The following is a 23585-nucleotide window of genomic DNA, read 5'->3' as shown; positions in this document are numbered from 1 at the left end:
TCCCGTCCAATTAATTCACCATATCCTGCTTTGTAAATACTACAAACGAAATAATAAGGGACACAACGGCCCATACAGTTAAATTCATTAAAGAAAACCCCATCGATAACCCTTGTAATGCAGGTAATTTTCCTGATAGATAATCTGTTAATGATAAATTCACACTAAAAATATATTTCGCACCTTCCCAAGATGTTGCGAATGAGCTTAAAATACCACCTGCAATTAGTGCGGCTAACATAACGCCCATACCAGCTGGTGTATTTCGAATTAAAACGGAAACCATAAATGAAATAGTTCCGACAACGATAGCAACAAACCAAGCTAATCCATACGCCATCAAAATATATTGCCACTGCGGAATAAGATGTACAAAATTCGTATTTAACGTTTCCTTATCAATAACAAACCCAGTTAAAACGGGTAAATTCCATCCTGAGTATCCAAATACAAGCCCTGATAATACGTAAGCAAACAAACCGACAAGGAGCAGTATGAGTGAAATGAAAAATAACATCGTCACGTACTTACTAAGGAGTATTTTCCAGCGCCGAATCGGCCGCGTAAGTAACATCTTCATCGTTCCATCACTTCGTTCTCCTGAAACAATATCAATAGCTACAATCATTACAAGAAGCGGAATAAACAATGTAATTCCTTGCTCAATAAACGCCCTTACAAAAGTGGGTGCGCCCGGTGCCATCGGGTTAATATCATGATCTAAATAATATTGTTGCTGCTCCACTCTTACCTTTAGCCAATCACGCCATTCTTCTGGTAGTCTAGAATTGTTCAAGCGGTTTTGAGAATCAACAATTTGTTGTTGCAGCGAAACTTTCCAATCCGTTGTACCTAGCCTTTTTTGTGTCGTTTCTACTTCACGATACTGCGCATACACAAAAAGTGGGATCAAGATTGCTAAAATAAGCATGACAACAAAAATACGTTTCTTACGATAAATTTTCTCCGATTCATTTAAAACTAGATTCGCAAATTCACGCATGCTGCTCACCCCTTGTGAGTTCAATAAATAAATCTTCTAGCGTAAATACAAGCTCCTTAACGCTATGCACATCTATCCCATTTTCTACAAAATGTTTATTCCAACTACTTATAGATGCGATATCCATGCGGCATAGTAATCGATTATCTTCTATACTCACTTCTCTTACTTCCTTAGCATCTTCTAGCATATCTTTCGCTTTAGAAATCGGTGTAACAATCCATTCTACACGATCACTTGCTGTTTTAATTAACTCCTCAATCTTGGCAACTGTTATCATTTTTCCTTTATGAATAATCGCAACCCGATCGCATATCATTTGTACTTCACTTAGCAAGTGACTTGAAATAAACACACTCATATTTTCTTCTTCCACAAGCTTATGTATAAATTCCCTAAGTTCTCTAATTCCAGCTGGGTCTAAACCATTTGTTGGCTCATCTAATATGAGCAATTTTGGATTTCCAAGAAGCGCTTGCGCAATGCCAAGGCGCTGTTTCATACCAAGTGAGTACGTTTTTACCTTATCGTGAATTCTTTCATCTAAATGAACCATTTGAGCAATTTCAATAATACGTTCATCTGATATACCACCTAGCATACGGGCAAATTGCTTTAAATTTTCCCATCCCGTTAAATATGTATACAGTTCTGGGTTTTCAACGATACTCCCTATTTGACGCATCGCTTCTCTGAAATTTTCCTTAATAGAATAACCACCGATAGAAATCGTACCTTCTGTTTCTTTAATCAATCCAACTAACATTCGAATTGTAGTTGTTTTTCCGGCACCATTCGGCCCTAGGAAGCCAAACACTTCCCCTTGTTTTACATCGAAGGAAATATTCTCTACAATTGTCTTCTTTCCAATTACCTTCTTCACGTCTCGTACGGAAAGTATCGTCGTCATTTTACCCCTCCTTGTTCTAGTTTTAATTTACTCACAACATTTTGAACTAATCGGTCTGCCATATATGTATACCCTACTTCATTCGGATGGAAATGATCGGAGTATAATAAATCTTTCCCGCGGTTTTGGAATAAATCAAATGTCGGTGTAATATATACATTTTTATCATTTAGCGCTAATTTTTCTAAAGATGCATTCCAGTCTACAACAATGTTTGAAGACCCTTCTAAATCTTCTACATCTTCAAAAGGATTATATAAACCTAGCCAAAAAATAGGACTATCTGTATTTAACTTACGAATTTCGTCTATAATTTTCTTTGCTTCATTCTGGAATGTTTCTGTATCAGGACGGTATGTTTCTAAATCTACCTTTCCAAGCGATTCCCAACCTGGAAATAAATCATTCCCTCCAATCGTTAAAACGATTACATCTGCTTGCTTAATTGAATATTGAGCGCCACTACTCTCCATTTGTTTTAATAAGTCAGGCATTTTCGCACCACTAACAGCTAAGTTCGTTAAAGCAACCTTTTGCTTATAATCTTTTTGTAAATCTTCTTTCACCCTTCCAATATAGCCAATTCCTTCTTTATCACCAACACCACGTGTTAATGAATCACCTAAACTAACGATTTGTAACGTTCCCGTTTTCTTTTTCTCTTTTGCCACTACATCGGTCTTTTTAATTAAATTTGAAGCTTTCGGATTTAACACATCATTTACACCTGAAACAAAGCCATATGCAAATAAACAGAAAGATGCAATTGTAACGAGTAGAATTACTTTTACTACTTTTGATCTCATATCAAAACCCCTTTTAGCCCTCATAGATTGTCCATAATTATACCAAACGCAATTTTGAAAAGCGATTTTCACACCTTATCTATTATGTTGTTTCCCTATGTACTAGTTCTGGCAATAACTCTACGTGCTTTACATCTATTTTCTCATCATTAATCTTTTCATATAATAATTCAAATGCCTTCACGCCAACATTTTTACTACAATACGAAATCGTCGTAATGCCTAAAATATCTGCGACATCTTGATCATCACAACCGATAATCGTAATATCTTCTGGAATACGAATTCCTTGTTTTTTTGCTTCCGTTACCATTCCCGCTGCAATATGGTTGCAAGATACAAGAAACGCAGTTGGTTTCACTGACATACAGACCCATTCCCTGATTACATTACGTCCATCTTCCACTGTAAAACAGCCCTTAAACTTCCAGGCCTCTATCGGTGTTACAGCAATCTGTTGAAGCGAATCCTCATACGCTTGTTTTCTTCTCTGACTATTAATGCTATTACTTCTTCCAATGCAATACCCAATACTTGTATGGCCGGCATCTATTAAGCTCTTCATGCCGCGCGAAAAGACTTTATAGTAATCAATATGCACACTCGAAATGAAATTCGAGTCTATTTCTTCACACATAACAATTGGACCAAATTTCGTATATTCTTCAAGCTTTTCCTTACTATTTGCTCGGGAACATATAATAACCCCATCAAGCTTTTTCATTTTTAACATATTCAAAATTTCTAATTCTCTTTCCTCACTATAATTCGTCTGACAAAGCATCATATTATAGTTATTCTTTGCTGTTTCCTTTGATATTCCCTCGATAATAGCGCTATAATATTGATCATTTACGTGCGGTAATAAAACACCAATGACATTCGTTTTTCCTTTCACTAAATGAATTGCATTCACATTTTGCGTATAATTTAATTCTTCTATAATTGTTAAAATTTCTTTTCGTTTCTGTTCATTCACATATGGATGATTATTCAATACACGTGAAACAGTTGAAACAGATACTCCAGCAAGTTCAGCAATCTTCCTTATATTCGTCATCTCATTTTCCCCTTCTCGCAAAAATTCTCCCTTGACCTGGTAAGCTTTCCACAATATATCCTTTCCTAGCAAATACATTTTGAAAGGATATACAACTATGCTTCGATTCAAATTAGAATATATATTTTTCATTGGCGGTCTACTCACTCTCGCCATCGGTATTAATATGATGACGACAATTACTTCCTTTGGACTTAGCCCTTATGATTCCTTCTTTATTGCACTATATCAAAATTTCGGGATAAGTATCGGTTTTTGGATTTTCATGATTAACTTTGCTTTTACCCTTATCGTACTCTTTTGGAATAAAAAACAAATTACGATCGGTACAATTGTAACGATGGTTCTTATTTCTCTTTTTGTTGATTGGATTGGTTCCATTCCAACTATTATGGACGCTATCCGTTCTCTTCCAAAATATATAACACTTATTTGCGGAAATCTATTCGTTGGAGCTGGGATTGGTCTTTACGTCTCTACAAACCTTTGCGCAGCACCTCAAGAAGCTTTCGTTTTAACCGTTGCTGAGAAAAAGAAATGGACATTTAGAAGAACAGAAATTTCGTTAGCGTTTTTATTTTTAACATTAAGCTTCCTATTAGATGGACCTATCTATTTTGGAACAATAATCTTATCCTTTACAACAGGCTGGATTATCCAAGCATTTATTCAAATTGGTACGAAGATTTTAAATAGAAAAGAGCCTATTAAGCAAGCTGCTTAACAGGCTCTTTCTGTTTTATGATAAGAGATACTACTTAGCATCTCCTTCAATTCGATAGTTTGCTTTCAAACAATCTATTTCTTCATACCCTTGCAACGTATGTAGAATATAATCATAATCAGCGAGAGACGCACGATGCGTCACAATTACAATTTCAGCCTTCCCTTTCTCTTCAAGCGGCATTTGAATAATCTTTTCAAAGCTAACGCCACGCTCAGAGAACAATGAAGTAATTTTTGCAAATACACCAATTTCATCTTTTACATGAAGTCTTAAAAATTTCTTCACAACAATTTCGTCTGGCTCTTTTAATACTTTTTTATACTGCGGGGATACCGCACTATTTCCGTTTACACCTAATCGAATATTTTGCATTACAGCTACTAAATCTGAAACAACAGCTGTTGCTGTCGGTAAACTTCCTGCACCTGGCCCATAAAACATCGTTTCTCCGACCGCTTCACCATACACATATACAGCGTTATATTCGTTTTGCACGGCCGCAAGAGGATGTGTATTTGGAAGGAGTGTCGGTTCAACTGTCACCTCTAATTTTTCACCATCTCGCTTCGCAAGACCGATTAATTTAATCGTGTATCCTAAACTCTTACTGTATTCAATATCTTCTTCTGTAATAGAAGTAATCCCTTTTACCTTCACATCTCCAAGCTCTACATTTGTAGAAAAACCAAGGGTAGCCAAAATCGTCATTTTTCTCGCTGCATCTAAACCTTCCACATCTGATGTTGGATCTGCTTCTGCAAATCCAAGTTGTTGGGCTTCTTTTAACACGTCGTTATATGCTCTCCCTTCATCTGACATTTTCGTCAAAATAAAATTTGTCGTTCCATTTACAATTCCCATTACTTTCGTAATAAGATCTGAAGAAAGTCCTTCTACGATACTTCGTAAAATCGGAATCCCTCCAGCTACACTTGCTTCATAAAATAAATCTGCTTTATTATCTTTTGCTACCGCTAACAGTTCCGCCCCGTGTAACGCCATTAAATCTTTATTGGCAGTCACAACATGCTTCCCACTTTGTAAGGTTTGCAAAATATATGCTTTTGCATCATCAATGCCACCCATCACTTCGATGATAACGTCAATATTTGGATTATCTAAAATTTCATTTGCATCTTGTGTTAATAGAGTAGAAGGTACCTCTACTTCTCTCTCTTTTTCAATATTTTGTACTAATACTTTCGTTACTTTTACAGGACAACCTACTTGGTGGATAAGTCGCTCTTGATGATCTGTAATGATACGAACTACACCGCTACCAACTGTCCCAAGACCTAATAAACCAATTTGAATTTCTTTCATAATCCTGTCCACCCCTCAAAAATTGTGTTTAGATGAAATTATATGAGTAAAAAATCTGAAAAACAATGTTTTTTTGAACATTCAGAAAAATATAAGTTAATCTTTACAAAGAAAACGTTGCCACGTGTTACACAATCTTTTTTTATAATACATAAGGGGTTTCTTGATACACGTAATAATTCAGCCAATTAGAGAATAATAGATTCCCATGGCTTCTCCACCTTACAAGTGGTTTCTCATTTGGATTATTATGCTTAAAATAATTTTTCGGTACATCAATATTTAACCCTTTTTGGCGGTCCCGTTCGTATTCTTGCTTTAACGTATCACAACTATATTCACTATGCCCGAGCGCAAACACTTGCCTTCCTTCTTGCCCAATGACAAGGTGAACACCCGCTTCCTCAGAATTTGCTAATAATGTTAAGTCTGTCACCTCTCTAATATCACTCTCTCGTACTTCTGTATGACGAGAATGCGGAGCAAAAAACAATTCATCAAACCCTTGTAACAATTTCACATGTTGCTCACGGACTTCATGTTCAAATACACCGAACATTTTTTCCTTAAGAGGATACTTTGGAACACCATAATGATGATACAAGCCAGCCTGTGCCCCCCAGCAAATATGAAGCGTAGATGTTACATTCTTTTTTGAATACTCCATAATACGTTTAAGCTCTTCCCAATAATCTACCTCTTCAAAAGAAAGAGTTTCAACTGGTGCTCCTGTAATAATAAGTCCATCAAATTTCTCATTCTCAATATCACGAAATGTTTTATAGAAACTCGTTAAATGGTCCTGCGCTACATTGCGAGACAAATGTGATTCCATATGAAGTAAGTGAACATCTAATTGCAACGGTGTGTTGCCAATTAAACGAAGTAATTGCGCTTCTGTTTCTTGCTTTGTAGGCATTAAATTTAAGATAGCAATTTTCAATGCCCGGATATCTTGTGTTTCTGCTCGCTCCTTCGTCATTACAAAAATATTTTCCTTCTGCAACACTTTGCGAGCTGGTAAATCTTTATCAATTATGATCGGCATGTTCTTTGCCTCCGACTAGCGCTGCTTCTAAATCTGCAATAATATCAGAAACATCTTCTATACCAACCGATAAACGAATTAAATCTGATGTAACGCCAGCTAAACGCTGATCTTCAGCACTTAATTGTCTATGCGTTGTGCTAGCAGGATGTATAACGCAAGTTCGTGCATCCGCTACATGCGTTACGAGAGTTGCTAGTTTTACATTTGCGATAAATTCTTTCGCTGCTTCTAATCCGCCCTTAATGCCGAATGTTAAAACACCACTAGCACCTTTTTTCAAATACGTTTGTGCTAACGAGTAATTTTCATTGCTATCTAATCCAGGATAATTCACCCATTCAATACGTTCATGGTTAGCAAGCCACTTAGCAACTGCGAGAGCATTTTCACTATGACGCTCCATTCTTAAATGCAGCGTTTCTAAGCCGATATTGCTAATATACGCATTGAATGGGCTCATACAGTTTCCGTAGTCTCTTAATAATTGAACACGCGCCTTCACAATATAAGCTGCTGCACCAAAATTTTGAACGTAACTTACGCCGTGATAACTTGGATCCGGTTCAACAAGTTCAGGATATTTCCCATTTGTCCAATCGAAGTTCCCTCCGTCAATGACAATGCCGCCTAAAGAGCTTGCATGACCATCAATATATTTCGTCGTAGAATGAACGATAATATTTGCTCCGTGCTCAAATGCTTGGCATAAATAAGGAGTTGCTAATGTATTATCCACAATAAAAGGTACTTCCAACTCTTTCGCTGCATCTGAAAATTCTTTGAAATTTAAAACGTTCATCGCTGGATTTCCTAACGATTCTGCATAAACAAGTTTCGTCTTATCATTAGCAAGGGCCACAATTTCATCAGCACTTAAATTCGGATTAAAGAACGTAACGTCAATACCAAGCTTACGCAAACTCACTCCAAATAAATTAAACGTTCCGCCATAAACTGTGGAAGAACAAAGCAAGTGGTCTCCGCTACTACAAATATTTAAAACAGCAAGCATAATAGCAGCCTGCCCAGAAGCCGTTGCAACAGCTCCTACACCACCCTCTAAATCCGCTAACTTTTGCTCAAATGCAGCTAAAGTAGGATTTCCAATACGCGTATATATATATCCTTCTGCCTCTAAATTAAATAGCGCTGCTAAATCATCTGAAGTATCGTATTTATACGTTGTACTTTGATAAAGTGGTAAAACACGCGGTTCACCATTCTTTGGTGTATAGCCACCTTGCACACAAATTGTTCCTTTTCCCCATGATTCTCCCATCTCTCATTCTCCTTTCTTTTATACAAAATAAAAAAACTGCTCCTTTCCTGAAAACAAGAAAGGAGCAGTTTGAAAACACGCTCTAAAGGCTCTTTCTTATCTTTCAGGATTATTACCTGCAGGATTTGGCACAATTCCGTTATACGGCTGTTGCCAAGGTTTCATCGGGCCTGTCCCTCCACCTTTTCTTGATAAGACTATGCAATTACCGTTGATTTTATAGCAATAATTTCCTAATGTCAATCAGTTTTTCTGAATGTTCTAAATTAAATACAAAGAATTTGACATGCATAACAAAAGAAATATATTCCATATTCATTCGAAAAAGACCTTTTAAAACCCACGATTACTATATAAAATTAAGTAAGTAGTTTAACTGTATACATTTCAAATTCTCACGAGACCTCAATATATTGAATAAGCCAACCTCTCAAAAAGATACTATACATATTCCTTTCCTTTCACAGTAGCATATTTAATCCTTTCGACATTAAAACTTACATAACGGAGGTATCACATGACAAACACAAAGGACATGCACTATATAATCGTCCTATACGGCATTCTTTTGGGCTCTATAGTAGGAGCTACAGTCTGGCTATTTTTAGTTACAATAAATATCGGCATTCACTTTATTTGGGGGTACTTACCTACTATTTTCTCTTCTCCCCCGTATTACACTATTTGTGTAACAACTATCGGTGGTATTCTCGTTGGTTTAACCCAAAAATACTTCGGCACATATCCACGTCTTATGCCGGAAGTGATGGGTGAATATAAAAAAACAGGTAGAATTGAATACCGTTTTGTACATAAAGCTACTTTAACTGCGATTATCGTTTTAATATTTGGAGCTAGCTTAGGTCCCGAAGCAGCACTTGTTGGAATTATCGGTGGACTTTGTACATGGGTAGGGGATCGCTTTACATTTGCCTTAAAAGGAATGAATGAACTAACAGAGGTTGGAATTGGCGCTACTTTAAGTGTAATTTTTAACGCGCCATTATTCGGTTATTTAGCTCCAAATGAAAATGAGGGTGAGCAAATTAACGAATTTTCTAAAGGAAAAAAAGCAATTGTATATTTAGCTACCACTTTCGCTGGCTTTTCCGTTTATTTATTACTTAGTAAATTTGATAATCGCGGATCCTTTATCGTTAATTTTGGGGAAGGTTCCCTTTCTCTTAATGAATGGATTGCCTTTCTACCACTTGCTAGTATTGGTGCTATAGTTGGTTTCTTTTATTTCAAATTTGAATTCACATTAGAGAAATTAATCCATCCCTTCAGGGAATACAAACTATCACTTGGAATTATCGGTGGTATTTTATTAGGAATTACAGGAACCTTTCTCCCGTACACGTTATTCTCAGGAGAACACCAATTAAAAGATTTAGTCGTTGAATGGAGTCACTTACCCTTCTGGGTACTACTTCTTTCAGGTGTTTTAAAATTATGTATTACTGCCGTTTGTTTAAATACAGGTTGGCGCGGTGGACATATTTTCCCAATTATATTTGCTGGATCTAGTATCGGATATGCTATAGCTTCCATTATCCCGATAGATCCAATCGCTTCGGTAGCCATCGTCACGACAGCAATTTCAAGCTATGCATTAAGAAAACCAATTGCTATAACATTACTATTACTCATGTTTTTCCCGCTCAATTTACTATTACCAATGCTTGGAGCGGCAGCGATTGGTAATGCATTTCCACCTCCTAAAAACAACGAAGTTACAAACGAATAAAAATAGGCAGTAGGGACAAAAGTTCCACTGCCTATTTTTATTACACACGTTGCTTCAATAACGCGTATAACTCTTCAAAATTTTGTACTTCATATGTTGGCACAATCTCGCTATTATTTGATTTCTTTTCTGGATTAAACCAACAAGTATCAATTCCCGCTACATATCCACCTTTCATATCAGCACTTAACGAATCCCCAATAATGAGCCCTTCTCTAGGAGAAAAATTAGGAATTCGTTCAAACACATAATCAAAATACTCTTTCATCGGCTTTTGGAATCCTGTATCTTCAGAAACGAAAATATCTTTAAACAAGGCATGTAATCCTGCATTACGTAAACGTTTATCTTGCGTCTTAGAAACACCGTTTGTCACTATATATAAATTGTACTCACTTTGAATTTGATTTATAAATTCAAACGCACCTTGCATAAGTTGGTCTCCTTCTTCTAAGTAGCTACGATAATTATTTTCGAATACTATCCCATCTACCTCTTCCCCGTATTCTTTAAACAAAATCGAAAACCGTGTATTTACGACTTCATCACGGTTGATTTCACCTTCTTCAAAAGCATCCCAAAGACTTTTATTAATTTTTTTATACTGCACTTCAACCTCACTAGTTAGAGGAATCCCTTTCTCTTCAAAAAGCATACGTAACGCCACTTTCTCCGCCTTTTGAAAATCTAACAATGTATCATCTACATCAAATAGCAATGTTTTATATTTTTTCATAAGCCCTTCACACACTCTTTTCTACAAAAATAAATTTACGTAAATCGTATCATTCCTTCTTGTAAAAATAATAGGAGATATCTCATACTAAACATGAGGTGAAAATATGAAAGTCAGCAAAAATAGCAACGAAATCTCTCATTACATGCAAACTTACAACTTCCATACTCTTTTTTCTTTTGATGTCTTACCTTACGCTGAACTACATTCCTTTCAAAAGAAAGAAAGGTTATGTAATGAAGGCGTTGATGTTCCTTATCTTTATTACTTAATTTCCGGGAAAGCGAAAATATATATGAGTCACAAAAACGGGAAGGTCTCCTTAATTAACTTTATTCAAGCACCTTCGTTCATTGGAGAATTAGGATTAATTGGCGTAGAATCCGTTACGAAAACAGTGGAAGTGATTGAAGATTGTATGTGCTTAGCGCTTCCTCTTAAAGATTGTCAGCATCTTTTATTGCAAGATGCTATACTTCTACAGAAACTATGCAAATTTATCGGCGAAAAAACAATTAGCCGAACAGAAAGTTACGCCAAAAACAATAGCTATCCGTTCGAAAATCGATTAGCGGCGTTTATTCTATTAACAGAACAAAATAACAGTTATACAGAAAAACATACCGAGGTTTCAGAATACTTAAATGTCAGCTACCGCCATCTTTTATACGTATTAAACCAGTTTTTCCAGCAAAATTACTTAACAAAAGACGGAAGAACCTATTACATACAAGATCGAATCCAATTAGAAAAACTGGCTGAGGAACTTAAAATATAAAAAAGTAGCATTAACGTTTATCTGTTAATGCTACTTTTTTTGAGTGACGATTCTATTTTTAATTAAAATTTGCTTGCTACTTTAGCTGCTTCTTCAAGACCAGCTGTAATGATCTCTTCTGCTTTATCTGGGAATTGGTTATGTCCTTCAATAACTACTGTTTCCATGTTTGTTGCACCGAAGAAGCCCATCATGCTTGCTACATATTTAACAGCCATTTCTACTTCAGCTGCTGGACCTTCAGAATATACTCCGCCGCGCGCGTTTAATAATGCAATCTTCTTATCTCCAATTAGACCAACTGGACCTTCTGGCGTATATTTAAACGTTTTGCCAGCTCGGTTTAAATAATCAATATATGTGTGTAGCACTGCTGGAATCGTTAAGTTCCATAATGGGAAACCGAAAACGACTTTATCAGCTTCTAAAAATTGATTTAAATACTTATCAGCAACTGCTACTGCTTTTGCTTCCTCTTCAGTTAAATCAAATCCTTTACCTGCTTTGAATGTACCATTAATCATATCTACGCCTACATATGGCAATTCTTCTTTATATAAATCAAGTTCTACTACTGTATCATTTGGATGTGCTTCTTTATAGTTTGCTAAAAATGCCTCGTATAATTTCACACTAACTGCTTGTTCCGCTGGGCGGTTGTTTGCTTTTACAAATAAAACTGTTGCCATTGTTTTTCCTCCTAGTACTCACTCTTCTGTTGTTATATGCTTTCAAAAAAGGTATCCCTTGTAATTGTTGTTTTGTTGCTTACAAACATATTTTATCTTTATATCAAGACAATTTCGTCCTCACATAGACGTATTTTTCCATAAAAAAAGTCCACCTTCTAAAGGCGAACTAGGTCTTACGACTTTTGTCTTATACAATTCCATTTTTCACTGCATATAATGCTGCTTGCGTGCGATCAGATAAATTCAACTTACTCAAAATACTACTTACATGAGCTTTTACCGTTTTTTCTGTAATAACTAAAACAGAAGCGATCTCTTTATTACTCATCCCTTTCGCTAATAGCTGCAGCACTTCATTTTCTCTCGCCGTTAGCACATCCACTTGAATAGAAGGTTCTTCTTCCTTTTCTTCCACAGGTAGTGTTTGAGAGAGAAGAGTATTTGCTATATCCGGATGTAATTGAATATTACCTTTATATGCGCTTCGAATAGCTTCAACAAGCTGATCCGGTTCTACATCTTTTAAAATATACCCACTTGCCCCCGCCCTTAACGCTGGTAAAACATGCGCCTGATCAGAGAAGCTAGTTAATACAATTACTTTCACATTTGGATATTCTTTTTTGATGCACGCCGTCGCCTCGACACCATCCATTTCGGGCATATATAAATCCATTAATACAACATCAGGATTCGTCTCCCCTACTTTCACTAACGCTTCTTTCCCATTATTTGCTTCTCCAACTAACGCTAAATCTTCCTGTGTACTTAAGAAAAATGCTAATCCTTTTAAAACGACTGTATGATCATCAACTAACAATACTTTTATTTTCACAAACTTCCCTCATTTTCACATCATAATGGTACGTTTACTTTTACACTTGTTCTTTTCTTATCACTTACAATTTTAATTGTTCCACCGACTAATTCTACTCTTTCTCGCATCGTAGTCATACCGAGTGATTTCTTCTCTTTTACATCCTTTTCTACAAAGCCGTTTCCTTGATCGACTATTTCTAATGATACATTCTTCTCCGTCACTTTGAAATAAATCGCCGCTTCCCTGACATTCGCATGTTTACTTACGTTATTTAAAGCTTCTTGTCCAATTCGCCATAGCGCTTCCTCTACTACGCGCGGCAAATCACGAACACCTGTAACTTGTTCCCGAATTTTCAATCCCAAACTTTCACCATATTGTTTTAAAGCTGGTAATAGTCCTTTCTCTAATCCCGCTGGACGTAGTTGCCAAATTAACGTCCTCATTTCTTTTAAAGCACCTTGCGATAACTCACGTATCTCATGCAAAGACTGATCTACCTTTTCGTTTTTCCCCTTTAAGACGGCTTCGGCACCTTTCGTCATAAAAGTTAATGAAAACAACTTTTGTGAAACAGAATCATGCAAATCTCTAGCTAAACGATTACGTTCTTCCATTCGTACAAGTTCTCGGCGTTTTTCATTTAACCTTAAGTTCTCTATCATTAACGATATATGATTGGCTAACGCCTGCACTACATCTATCGTATTTATATCAAATTCTCCATTATTCGAACTTACACTTAGTACGCCAAATATATGATCTTGAATATGTATGGGAATGGCAATAACTGCACGATTAGGATGTACGATATTCCCAACCTGACTCTTTAACAAAACAGGCTCTTCTTTTTTCAGAGCTTCCTGTGCCGCTGACTTCAAATCCTCTTGTAGCTCATCTATCTTATATGAGGCCCTTACAGCAAGTTCATTTTCTTCTCTAATAAAGAATACAACTTGCTCCCATAAAAATAACTTCCCTATTTGCTTTACAATCTCCTCAGGCAATGCATTAAATTTATGAATCGTCCTTAAAGCTTGAATAAAGCGGTCTAACTTTACATAATAATGAGCCCTTCTCTTTTCATTTTCATACAATTTTGTACGTTTTAATGCTGTTCCAATTTGAAAAGCAACTGATTGTAATAGCACTAACTCTTCTTCAGAAAAATGCGTTTTACCTGGACTAGCCACATTTAATACGCCAAACTCATCTCCCCCCGCTTTTAGCGGCACTGTCGCATGATGCACAATCCCTTCTGTATCTCCCCAGTTATATTCAATCGCATTATTAATTCTCTTACATTCAATAATATTAACGGCTTTCTCTAGTTTCCCTTCCACAAATCGGTGTAAACACCAACAATTCCCCTCACACATCGGTCGTTTATTTTCAAATCTTAATCCCTCTGGTAATTGATAATCAATTAATTTTGTATATCTACCATTTTCATCCGCCAGAAATATCCATCCTGTCGTTAAACCTGTTACATTCAACAGTTTTTCCAACACAGCTTGCAGCACATGATATGTATCATTTGAGGTGTTCAACGTCTCTGCAATCTCTTTTAATATAACTAATTCATTTGTACGATTCTCTTGAAACATAATTCGTCTCCTACATACAAGATTTTAAATCGCCCCTAAAGTAAATCATCTACTTTTCACTTTGTACTTATTCGTAACATTGATATAATGGTGAAAACATAGTTTTCATTATATCACTTGAGGGGGATTTCATAATGACATTAAATAAAGCACTTACTATTGCTGGTTCTGACACAAGTGGCGGTGCTGGTATACAAGCAGATTTAAAAACATTCCAAGAACTTGGTGTATACGGAATGACATCTCTTACGACAATCGTAACGATGGATCCACATAACGGTTGGGCACATAACGTATTCCCAATCCCAGCTTCTACATTAAAACCACAATTAGAAACGACAATTGACGGTGTTGGAGTAGATGCTTTAAAAACAGGTATGCTTGGATCAGTAGAAATTATTGAAATGGTTGCTGAAACAATCGAAAAACATAATTTCAAAAATGTAGTAGTTGACCCTGTTATGGTATGTAAAGGTGCTGATGAAGCATTACATCCTGAAACGAACGACTGCTTACGTGACGTTCTTGTTCCAAAAGCATTAGTTGTAACACCAAACTTATTTGAAGCTTACCAATTAAGTGGCGTAAAGATTAATTCTCTTGAAGACATGAAAGAAGCAGCAAAAAAAATCCACGCTTTAGGTGCGAAATACGTCCTAATTAAAGGCGGTAGCAAGCTTGGTACGGAAACTGCAATCGACGTCCTATATGATGGAAAAACATTCGATCTTCTAGAATCAGAAAAAATTGATACGACAAATACACACGGCGCAGGTTGCACATATTCTGCTGCAATTACAGCAGAACTTGCAAAAGGAAAAACTGTGAAAGAAGCAGTAAAAACTGCTAAAGAATTTATCACAGCTGCTATCCGTTATTCATTCAAGATCAACGAATACGTAGGCCCAACACATCACGGTGCATATCGTAAATTCGTTACATCAAAAGAACTTGTCTAATATATAAATGAAAACACCCACAGAGTTTATATATTACCTCTCTATGGGTGTTTTTTATAAGCTCTTCTGGTCATCTTATCTTTAAGATGCAGAACTAACCTGATTTCTACCATTTCTTTTGGAGTAATATAATGCATCATCAGCAGCTTGAATAAATCGCTCTGGTGATTCTTCATACACTGAAATTCCTACTGAAACTGTAATTTTTATTTTTGTTCCATTTAGCAATTGAAATGAATGGTTTTCAACAGCCGTGCGAACTTGTTCCCCCATACGCATTCCATAAGCTAATCCTTTCTGCGGTATCAAAAGCGCGAACTCTTCCCCACCCTTTCGAAAAGCCAAATCTGGAAACGTTGAAACTTCTCGTAAAATATGCCCCATTTGTTTTAATACTTCATCTCCCGCAGGATGCCCATACGTATCATTTACACACTTAAAATGATCAATATCTATAAGTAGTAAACAAAGTGAATCATTTTTCATGCGCTTATTACCAATATGACGATTCATCTCTAAATCAAACTGTCTTACGTTTCCTAAACCTGTCAATGCGTCTACCGTTGCGTATTGCTTCATCGTTTGGAATAACTCATTGGATTGTAAAACGTAATTTGCACTTATGAATGTTATGTAGCCTGTAATAATACTAGAAATTAAATATAATCCTACTATGTTAATATCTTTAATTAACCATATATATAGTGAGGGGATTAGAATAGATAAAATATATGTATGTAACCATGCCCACTTTTCTCCTAGAGAAAGATTTAGACGCGAAATAAAGATACTACCTACTCCTATCGCAATAATTGTATAAAAAGCTACTTGAGAAGCTAATGAATAATCCATAAATAATAACCTAGTTACTAAAATCATACTAACAGCTATAGTACTCGCTATCGGGCCTCCAATTATAACAGCTAAAATAACAGCTAAGTAGCGCAAATCCAATAGGATGGTACCAACATGAACACCGAAATACATTAGTAATATACCTAATATTCCAGTAAGAATACCTACTACACATTTCTGCCAAAAAGAGAACCCTTCTTTTAACGGCCTCTCTCTTAAAAGCTGACCTCCAACAAAAATAAAGGAAAGAATAATGGTTGTGTTTACAAATAAGTCCCTTAACATAAAATAATCTCCCAACTTTTCTATCTATCCCTTTCCTTATTTTATTGTATACGAGATACCTATAATTCCCAAAGCTTTTTATTTATTTTTTGCTGTTCCACGTGAAACAGCAAAAAATAAAAAAGGACGAAAAGTCGCCCTTTTTATTAACAACACCGTGATATCTTTCCACCCTTTGCATTAAACCTAGCTTCTTGCGCTTCTGCAAAAAATTGTTTTTGACATACAACCTCTTCTTCTGGATGATGCTTTTTCATATGCTCTACATATGTTTCATAACTTGGTACCCCAACCAGTAAACTAATAAAGTGTTTTCTTTGTCCCCATACTTTCCGTAGTCGTTTAAGCATAATAGTTCCTCGACTCACTTTCATCTCTAGAAATATATGGCGCCTCTTTTAGCAGCATCGGCCTATTTCTTAATACTTGAATCCAAATTCGAATTGCAGAAATTAATACAGCGATTACAACTATCATAAAAATCCCGCAAAGCGCTGCATCAATATAATCATTGAAAATAATTTGTTTCATTTGAGCGACATTTTTAGCTGGTGCTAACACTTTTCCCTCATCTAATGCTCCCTGAAACACCTTTGCATGAGATAGAAATCCTATTTTAGGGTTTTCATGAAATAGCTTTTGATAACCCGCCGTCATCGTTACAATAAGCAATCCAACAGTTGGAATAAGTGTCACCCAAACATATGCCTTTTTCCCCATTTTGAACAAAATTGTCGTTCCAAGTAATAATGCAATACCTGCTAACATTTGATTTGCAATACCGAAAAGTGGCCATAATGTATTAATTCCACCAAGCGGATCAACTACCCCTTGGTATAAGAAATAACCCCATCCTAATACGCATAACGTTGTAGCTATTACATTCGCTAATGTAGAATCCGTTTTCCCAAATGGCTTATATACATGTCCTAAAATATCTTGAATCATAAATCGGCCTACACGCGTTCCAGCATCAATTGTTGTTAAAATGAATAGAGCTTCAAAGAGGATTGCAAAATGATACCAAAAGGCCATCATGGCTGTTCCACCTATTACTTGTGAGAAAATATACGCCATACCTATTGCTAACGTTGGTGCACCACCTGTGCGTGATAAAATCGTTTGCTCTCCAACGTTTACAGCGAGATCTTTTAGTTCATTTGGTGTAATAGCAAATCCCCATGAGGAAATAACTTGAGCTGCCTGCGAGACATCCGTACCGATAAGCGCTGCGGGACTATTAATCGCAAAATAAGTCCCTGGTGTTAATACACAAGCTGCAATCATCGCCATCGCGGCTACAAATGATTCCATTAACATTGCCCCATAACCGATTGGCTGTGCGTGTCCCTCTTGTTCAATCATCTTTGGTGTCGTACCTGATGAAACGAGAGCATGGAATCCAGACACCGCACCACAAGCAATTGTAATAAATAAGAATGGAAATAAGTTTCCAGAGAAAACAGGACCTGTTCCATCGATAAATTTCGAAACTGCTGGCATTTGTAAATCTGGTGCTACAATTAAAATACCGATTGCTAATCCAACAATTGTTCCGACTTTTAAAAATGTGCTTAAATAATCACGTGGTGCTAAAAGCATCCAAACTGGTAAGGCCGATGCGATAAATCCATATACAATAAGCATAATAGCAATCGTTTCACCGCTAAACGTGAACATGCTTGCAAGCGTTGGATGCTCTGCTACATACTGTCCTCCAATAAGAGACAGTATAAGTAGAATAATTCCGATTGCTGACCCTTCACCAACCCGGCCAGGCCTAATGTAGCGCATGTACACTCCCATTAAAATAGCAATAGGAATCGTTGCTGCTATTGTAAACATTCCCCAAGGACTTCCGACAAGCGCCTTTACTACCACTAATGCTAATACCGCTAATAAAATAATCATAATGCCTAAAATGCCTATCATTGCAATAAGCCCTGTAACAGGACCGATCTCATCTTTAATCATTTCTCCTAAAGATTTACCATTCCGTCTCATCGAAGCAAATAAAATTACAAAATCTTGTACAGCTCCAGCGACAACTACCCCAACAATAATCCATATTGTCCCTGGTAAATATCCCATTTGCGCTGCCAAAATCGGTCCTACTAAAGGGCCTGCCCCAGCAATTGCTGCAAAATGGTGCCCAAATAATACCCACTTATTTGTCGGAACATAATCTTTTCCATCGTTTAATGTATGGGCTGGCGTTTGCCGATTATTATCTAAACCAAATACCTTTCTCGCTATAAATCTACTATAAAAGCGGTAAGCAACTGCATACACACATACCGCAGCTACTAAGAGCCACACGGCATTAATAGTTTCACCTTGTGATAAAGCTATTACACCAAAAGCACCTGCGCCTACTGCTGCAATAACTCCCCATAGTAAAATCGACTTCAATGTTTTCACATACAATCCCCCCAATACTATTGCTTAGTGGGATTGTACTAAATTTTCTGAATATTTAATTTGAATCCTCCTTATCATGAAGGATTTTTAGTTTATCATGTTAAAAAATTCGCATTACCTACTATAATTCAATCTTATTTCGAAGTCGTTTCACATAATTACGACTAACTGGAATCGGTTGCTCATCATATTTATCTAAATACAGATTATATGTGCCATTATAATAAGGTTTTAGTTCTTGTACATATGACATATTAATTAAATAACTTTTATGCACACGTAAAAAATCATATACATTTAGCTTATTTTCCAGCTCCTGAAGTGTATATGTTGAAATATAATGATTATTTGTTGTATAAATTGAAACCGTTTTGTTTTCCTTATTTTTGCTTACATATACAATATCTTCAGGGAAAATATATCGAATTCCCTCTTGACCTTCTATCGGTAGCTTCCGCAAATAACTCTTTGCTTTCTCGCCTTGCTCTTTACACATTCTATATAAAAGGAATTGCAAATCTTCCTCACGAAATGGGCGTAGTAAATAATAGAATGCTTGAAAACGAAATGCCATAATCGACTCTTCTATATCTTCACCCATAAAAATCAATTTCGTATAACAATTTACTTCCCGTAATAAACTCGCATATTCAAAACCAGTTCCATCTAATAATTTTGAATTCAAGAAAACAAAATCTGGTGTATGTTTTTTCATGATAAATAATGATTCTGTTCCCGTATTCGCTTCAAAAAATTCTACATTCCTTATATTTTCAGTAAATTTTTCAGCTAAACTTCTTCGCTCTTCTGCTTCTTCCATGATCAGTAAAATTTTCATTTCTTCAACCACCTAATTCGTTTGTCCATATGTCTTGTTGTATACATTCGCTTTTATAAGAAACATTCCCTTTTTCTTACTATACCATTATTTATCTAAAAAAACAGAAAAAAGGAAACCACAACGGTTCCCCCTGACCTTTTATTCCATTATTTGTAGGAAGTAACACTCACTGAATGCGAAGAAATGAGTGTTACTTCCCCAAAAACACAATTGGTGCTGGCTAATAATCAGTGGGGGATAAATCCCTCGCCAATTAAAGTTTCACCTTATACTAATTCTCGTTGCTTCGTTTCTTGCCCAAGTACAATTACAGCAACTACGCCAATTAAAATTGATCCACAGAAAATCGTAAATATTAGTGATAGTGAAGCCTGTGAAGCAACTAAATATCCTACTAATAGCGGCCCCAGAATACCACCAATACGACCGAATGCTGCTGCCATCCCTGCACCTGTACCACGAATAACCGTTGGATACTGTTCCGGTGTATAAGCGTATAATGCACCCCAAGCACCTAAATTAAAGAAGGATAGTAACATGCCTGCCACGATTAATACGGTTAATGACTCCGCCACTCCAAACAAGTAAGCACTACATGCTGTACCGATTAAATACGTAACTAAAACGAACTTACGACCAAGTCGTTCAATAAACCAAGCAGCCGTGAAATATCCTGGCAATTGAGCTAACGTCATAATAAGTACGTACTGGAAACTTTTTATTAAACTAAATCCTTTTAATACCATTACACTAGGTAACCAAAGGAACATCCCATAGTAAGAAAAGACAACAGAAAACCATAGAATCCATAACATAATTGTTGCCTTACGATATTCACCAGACCAAACCAACTTTACATTTTCGATAACAGATGGTCTTTTTTCAGCCTTTTGAAATCTTGGGGAATCCGGTAAATTCCATCTTAAATATAAAGCATATAGCGCCGGAACCGCACTCAATACCATTGCAACTTCCCAACCATATTTCGGAATAACAAAATACGAGATAAGAGCTGCAATTAGCCATCCACCTGCCCAAAAGCTTTCTAATAGGACAACTATTTTGCCACGTTCATGTGCTTCAACACTCTCTGATACTAATGTAGAAGCAACTGGAAGCTCTCCGCCAAGCCCCATACCAATTAAAAATCGTAACACAAGGAACATCGCAAGTGTCGTCGTTAAAGCAGTTAAACCACTACCGATAGAAAATAGTAATAATGTAATAATAAAGACTGATTTCCGCCCTATTTTATCTGATAGTATTCCAAAAACGAGCGCTCCGACTGCCATACCAATTGAATTAATGCTGCCTATCCAGCCCATTTCTTGCGTACTTAATCCCCAATCTTTTTGCAATGCTACCATTACAAATGAAAGCATTCCAACATCCATTGCATCAAATAACCATCCAAGCCCTGCTATACCAAGTAGCTTTCGCTTCGAAATTTCCTTCACCTTGCCCACAAGAAGTCCTCCTTACACAGCTGTCTTTACACATAATTTTACATGTGTGAATTGCATAAGTAAAATACTTTCGTGTAAAAAATTCTCCTTCATCATTCCCAAAAAGTAAAATACTTATCCCACTATTTGAGGGCAGTAAGACTCCCACCTCCAAATTTAGCTGAAGCAAAGAGGTTAGATGGAAAATCAACTGCTGTTAAACGTCCGATTGGTGAGGGTTAACCATCAGTGGTGGATGAGCAAAGCCTCACTTTATTAAAAATGAACAAATAAAAAAGTAGCGATATTTCGCTACTTTTTCGAACGCATGACTTCTTTTAAAAATTCCGCTAATACTAACTGACGACGCCAGCGCGTTGGATTACTACACAATCTATAAAACCACTCTAAGTTAATCGCTTGAATCCATTTTGGTGCACGTTTTACCTCTCCAGCCCATACATCTAAACTTCCGCCCACTCCAACAGCCATCTTCGTTTCTAAACGATGCTTATTAGTTTGGATAAAGTTCTCTTGTCTTGGGAACCCAAGCGCGACAAGTAATAAATCTGGTTTTGCTTCCTGAATACGAGAAACGATACTCTCTTCTTCTTCTTGTTTAAAGTACCCATCTTGTGTACCCACAATAGATACAGCTGAATATGTCTTCGTTAAATGATTTGCTGCAGCTTGTACAACATGCGGTTTTGCACCAAGTAAGAAAACAGATACCGGTTTATTCTCCTCTGATAGCTTTGCAAATAGATTACACATTAAATCAAAACCTGCTACACGTTCCTTTACAGGTGTACCTAACATACCACTTGCTTTTACAACTCCAATACCATCAGGTGTAATTAAATCTGTATTTAATAATGTTTTATGGAATGCTTCATCCTTTTTTGCACACATAACAATTTCAGGATTTGCTGTTACTACCTGAAAAGTATGAGTTCGCTCCAATTCTAGTTGTCCCTTCAAATATTGGATTGTTTCATCCATTGTCATTGTAGAAAAAGGAACACCTAGAATATCAACCGTTTTTACTTCCATGATTAACTATCCTCTCTATTTCAGTAAAAGTTTTTTATATGCATTATAAGTATCTTCATACAAATTTTTTAGCGAGAAATGAGTAGATGCATGATTATATAAACGATTTCCCATCGCTTCTAATTCACCATTCAACCATTTTTCATAAGCATTTTCTAACGCGTTTGCTAATGAGTCTGCATCACCAATTGGTACAACCCATCCATACGTATCATCAACTATTAACTTTCTCATATCACCTACATTTGTTGCAATAGATGTTAAGCGCTGATTAGCCGCTTCTAATAAAACAAGAGGAAAGCTTTCGCTATAAGAGGTTAACAAATTAATGTGTGCAGATGCATATAATTCTTTGGAATCTGTACGAAAACCTAGAAACATCACCTTATCCTCTAAGCCCTTTTGTTTCACCATCTCTTTTAATTCTGCTTCTATAGGTCCATCACCAAGCAAGAGCACCTTTATATTTTGAATTTGAATTTTTTGTAACGCTTCAAATAAAATATCATGACCTTTAACAGGATGAAGACGTGCTACTTGAACGGCTGTAAATACTCCTTCATCGATGCCAAATTCACTCTTATCATAAGGTTTTGCTAGAGTCTTATCATACTCAATTCCATTATAAACCGTACAAATCTTCTCTTCTGGTACACCTAGTTTTATTATGTTTCTCTTAAAGTTTTCCGTAATTGCAAAGAATAAATCTACCTTCCTGAAAGAACGTAAATTTAACTTCGTAAATACCCATCCTTTTAATCCCCTCTTCATAAAATCCAAAGTTGGATCACTGTGGACAGTCATTATCCATTTCGCTTTTATACCTTTTTTCAAGAGGGAGAGATAGAAATTTGCTCGTGCGCCATGTGTATGCACAATGTCAAATTGATTTTCATTAATAAATGCTTTTATTTTTGAAAGAATTGATAGGTCGTACCGAGATGATTGGGTAAAAACATGCACTTGAATACCAAGGTTTCTCGCCTCTCTAGCAATCGCACCTTCTTCAAATACCATTAATTCCACTTCTTCCTTTGAAAATTGAGATAAAAGTGAAATAATATGTGTTTTCCCCCCACCTTCTTCTGCACCAGCATTCATATGCAACACTTTCATTTCTTACATCCCCCATTTTTTCTTTTTATTTACTATAGAAAAATAAAAGCTAACATATGCTAGCTTTT

At 36.3% G+C, this 23585-nt stretch carries 22 protein-coding genes and 1 riboswitch; of the genes, 4 read left to right on the top strand and 18 right to left on the bottom strand.

Annotation, left to right across the window (positions count from 1 at the left end; all coding sequences use genetic code 11):
- Positions 1-10: 10 nt before the first annotated feature.
- Genes FS802_RS28215 through FS802_RS28200 form a run of 4 tightly spaced genes read right to left on the bottom strand, consistent with a single transcriptional unit; the run spans position 11 to position 3779 of the window.
- Entirely contained in the window at positions 11-1003 is a 993-nt protein-coding gene (locus tag FS802_RS28215) for an ABC transporter permease subunit (protein WP_001206503.1), read from the bottom strand.
- Positions 996-1913 (bottom strand): ABC transporter ATP-binding protein, encoded by a 918-nt coding sequence (locus FS802_RS28210; protein WP_000207746.1) that lies wholly within the window; start codon positions 1911-1913, stop codon positions 996-998. The genes FS802_RS28215 and FS802_RS28210 overlap by 8 nt, the downstream gene beginning before the upstream one ends.
- Positions 1910-2791: an SGNH/GDSL hydrolase family protein gene (locus FS802_RS28205; protein WP_141546033.1), complete on the bottom strand. Its 882-nt coding sequence runs from the start codon at positions 2789-2791 to the stop codon at positions 1910-1912. The genes FS802_RS28210 and FS802_RS28205 overlap by 4 nt, the downstream gene beginning before the upstream one ends.
- A 10-nt stretch (positions 2792-2801) precedes the next feature.
- Positions 2802-3779, bottom strand: coding sequence for a LacI family DNA-binding transcriptional regulator (locus FS802_RS28200; protein ID WP_098273096.1), 978 nt, complete (start codon positions 3777-3779; stop codon positions 2802-2804).
- Positions 3780-3876: 97 nt separating this feature from the next.
- On the opposite strand from FS802_RS28200, the gene FS802_RS28195 reads away from it, so the two are divergent.
- Positions 3877-4503, top strand: a complete 627-nt coding sequence (locus tag FS802_RS28195; protein WP_088065058.1) for a YczE/YyaS/YitT family protein — start codon at positions 3877-3879, stop codon at positions 4501-4503.
- A 30-nt stretch (positions 4504-4533) separates the two neighbouring features.
- On the opposite strand, the gene FS802_RS28190 is transcribed toward FS802_RS28195, so the two are convergent.
- From FS802_RS28190 to FS802_RS28180, 3 genes are all read right to left on the bottom strand, one after another.
- On the bottom strand, positions 4534-5829 hold the full coding sequence (locus FS802_RS28190) for a homoserine dehydrogenase (protein ID WP_098720530.1): 1296 nt from the start codon (positions 5827-5829) through the stop codon (positions 4534-4536).
- 142 nt (positions 5830-5971) lie between these two features.
- Positions 5972-6877 carry a homoserine O-acetyltransferase MetA gene (gene metA / locus FS802_RS28185; RefSeq protein WP_098631924.1) on the bottom strand — a complete coding sequence of 302 codons (906 nt, stop codon included), beginning with the start codon at positions 6875-6877 and terminating at the stop codon, positions 5972-5974.
- A complete protein-coding gene (locus FS802_RS28180; RefSeq protein WP_000504750.1) occupies positions 6861-8159 on the bottom strand; it encodes a bifunctional O-acetylhomoserine aminocarboxypropyltransferase/cysteine synthase in 1299 nt (432 codons plus the stop codon). The genes metA and FS802_RS28180 overlap by 17 nt, the downstream gene beginning before the upstream one ends.
- Before the next feature lie 93 nt (positions 8160-8252).
- A riboswitch (SAM riboswitch) is annotated at positions 8253-8357 on the bottom strand.
- 319 nt (positions 8358-8676) lie between these two features.
- Between FS802_RS28180 and FS802_RS28175 the strand changes: the two genes are divergently transcribed.
- Positions 8677-9909 carry a chloride channel protein gene (locus tag FS802_RS28175; RefSeq protein WP_098631925.1) on the top strand — a complete coding sequence of 411 codons (1233 nt, stop codon included), beginning with the start codon at positions 8677-8679 and terminating at the stop codon, positions 9907-9909.
- Positions 9910-9949: 40 nt separating this feature from the next.
- Here FS802_RS28175 and FS802_RS28170 read toward each other — a convergent pair whose 3' ends face one another.
- Positions 9950-10645 (bottom strand): YjjG family noncanonical pyrimidine nucleotidase, encoded by a 696-nt coding sequence (locus FS802_RS28170; protein WP_098653652.1) that lies wholly within the window; start codon positions 10643-10645, stop codon positions 9950-9952.
- A 106-nt stretch (positions 10646-10751) separates the two neighbouring features.
- On the opposite strand from FS802_RS28170, the gene FS802_RS28165 reads away from it, so the two are divergent.
- Positions 10752-11423: a transcriptional regulator YeiL gene (locus tag FS802_RS28165; protein WP_098653651.1), complete on the top strand. Its 672-nt coding sequence runs from the start codon at positions 10752-10754 to the stop codon at positions 11421-11423.
- A 62-nt stretch (positions 11424-11485) separates the two neighbouring features.
- On the opposite strand, the gene FS802_RS28160 is transcribed toward FS802_RS28165, so the two are convergent.
- The 3 genes from FS802_RS28160 to FS802_RS28145 all read right to left on the bottom strand — a co-directional run bounded on the left by FS802_RS28160 (position 11486) and on the right by FS802_RS28145 (position 14542).
- Positions 11486-12112 (bottom strand): FMN-dependent NADH-azoreductase, encoded by a 627-nt coding sequence (locus tag FS802_RS28160; RefSeq protein WP_000246726.1) that lies wholly within the window; start codon positions 12110-12112, stop codon positions 11486-11488.
- A 190-nt stretch (positions 12113-12302) separates the two neighbouring features.
- Positions 12303-12950: a response regulator gene (locus FS802_RS28150; RefSeq protein ID WP_000695794.1), complete on the bottom strand. Its 648-nt coding sequence runs from the start codon at positions 12948-12950 to the stop codon at positions 12303-12305.
- Positions 12951-12970: 20 nt separating this feature from the next.
- Positions 12971-14542, bottom strand: a complete 1572-nt coding sequence (locus tag FS802_RS28145; RefSeq protein WP_000485086.1) for a GAF domain-containing sensor histidine kinase — start codon at positions 14540-14542, stop codon at positions 12971-12973.
- A gap of 134 nt (positions 14543-14676) precedes the next feature.
- Here FS802_RS28145 and pdxK point away from each other — a divergent pair, with 134 nt between their 5' ends.
- On the top strand, positions 14677-15501 hold the full coding sequence (pdxK, locus tag FS802_RS28140; RefSeq protein WP_098653650.1) for a pyridoxine/pyridoxal/pyridoxamine kinase: 825 nt from the start codon (positions 14677-14679) through the stop codon (positions 15499-15501).
- Positions 15502-15582: 81 nt separating this feature from the next.
- Here the strand turns inward: pdxK and FS802_RS28135 are convergent, their stop codons facing one another.
- The 7 genes from FS802_RS28135 to FS802_RS28105 all read right to left on the bottom strand — a co-directional run bounded on the left by FS802_RS28135 (position 15583) and on the right by FS802_RS28105 (position 23517).
- Positions 15583-16641: a GGDEF domain-containing protein gene (locus FS802_RS28135; protein ID WP_000942924.1), complete on the bottom strand. Its 1059-nt coding sequence runs from the start codon at positions 16639-16641 to the stop codon at positions 15583-15585.
- A gap of 146 nt (positions 16642-16787) precedes the next feature.
- Entirely contained in the window at positions 16788-16991 is a 204-nt protein-coding gene (locus tag FS802_RS28130; protein ID WP_048560464.1) for a YbdD/YjiX family protein, read from the bottom strand.
- Complete coding sequence (cstA, locus tag FS802_RS28125) at positions 16984-19062, bottom strand: carbon starvation protein CstA (protein ID WP_098653649.1); 2079 nt, start codon at positions 19060-19062, stop codon at positions 16984-16986. Before cstA ends, FS802_RS28130 begins: the two co-directional genes overlap by 8 nt.
- Before the next feature lie 121 nt (positions 19063-19183).
- Positions 19184-19900, bottom strand: a complete 717-nt coding sequence (locus FS802_RS28120; RefSeq protein ID WP_098653648.1) for a LytR/AlgR family response regulator transcription factor — start codon at positions 19898-19900, stop codon at positions 19184-19186.
- Positions 19901-20169: 269 nt separating this feature from the next.
- Entirely contained in the window at positions 20170-21369 is a 1200-nt protein-coding gene (locus FS802_RS28115; RefSeq protein ID WP_000521098.1) for an MFS transporter, read from the bottom strand.
- A 291-nt stretch (positions 21370-21660) separates the two neighbouring features.
- Entirely contained in the window at positions 21661-22401 is a 741-nt protein-coding gene (locus FS802_RS28110; RefSeq protein ID WP_000453366.1) for a WecB/TagA/CpsF family glycosyltransferase, read from the bottom strand.
- A gap of 15 nt (positions 22402-22416) precedes the next feature.
- The gene (locus tag FS802_RS28105; protein WP_098653647.1) at positions 22417-23517 is read right to left on the bottom strand and encodes a glycosyltransferase family 4 protein; all 1101 of its coding nucleotides are present in this window, start codon (positions 23515-23517) and stop codon (positions 22417-22419) included.
- Between the last annotated feature and the right edge of the window lie 68 nt (positions 23518-23585).

Origin of the sequence: Bacillus sp. DE0042 (assembly GCF_007680225.1) — a bacterium.
Taxonomy (GTDB): domain Bacteria; phylum Bacillota; class Bacilli; order Bacillales; family Bacillaceae_G; genus Bacillus_A; species Bacillus_A wiedmannii.
Note: the sequence above shows the minus strand (reverse complement) of the source record. Positions and strands in the feature narration are given on the sequence as shown.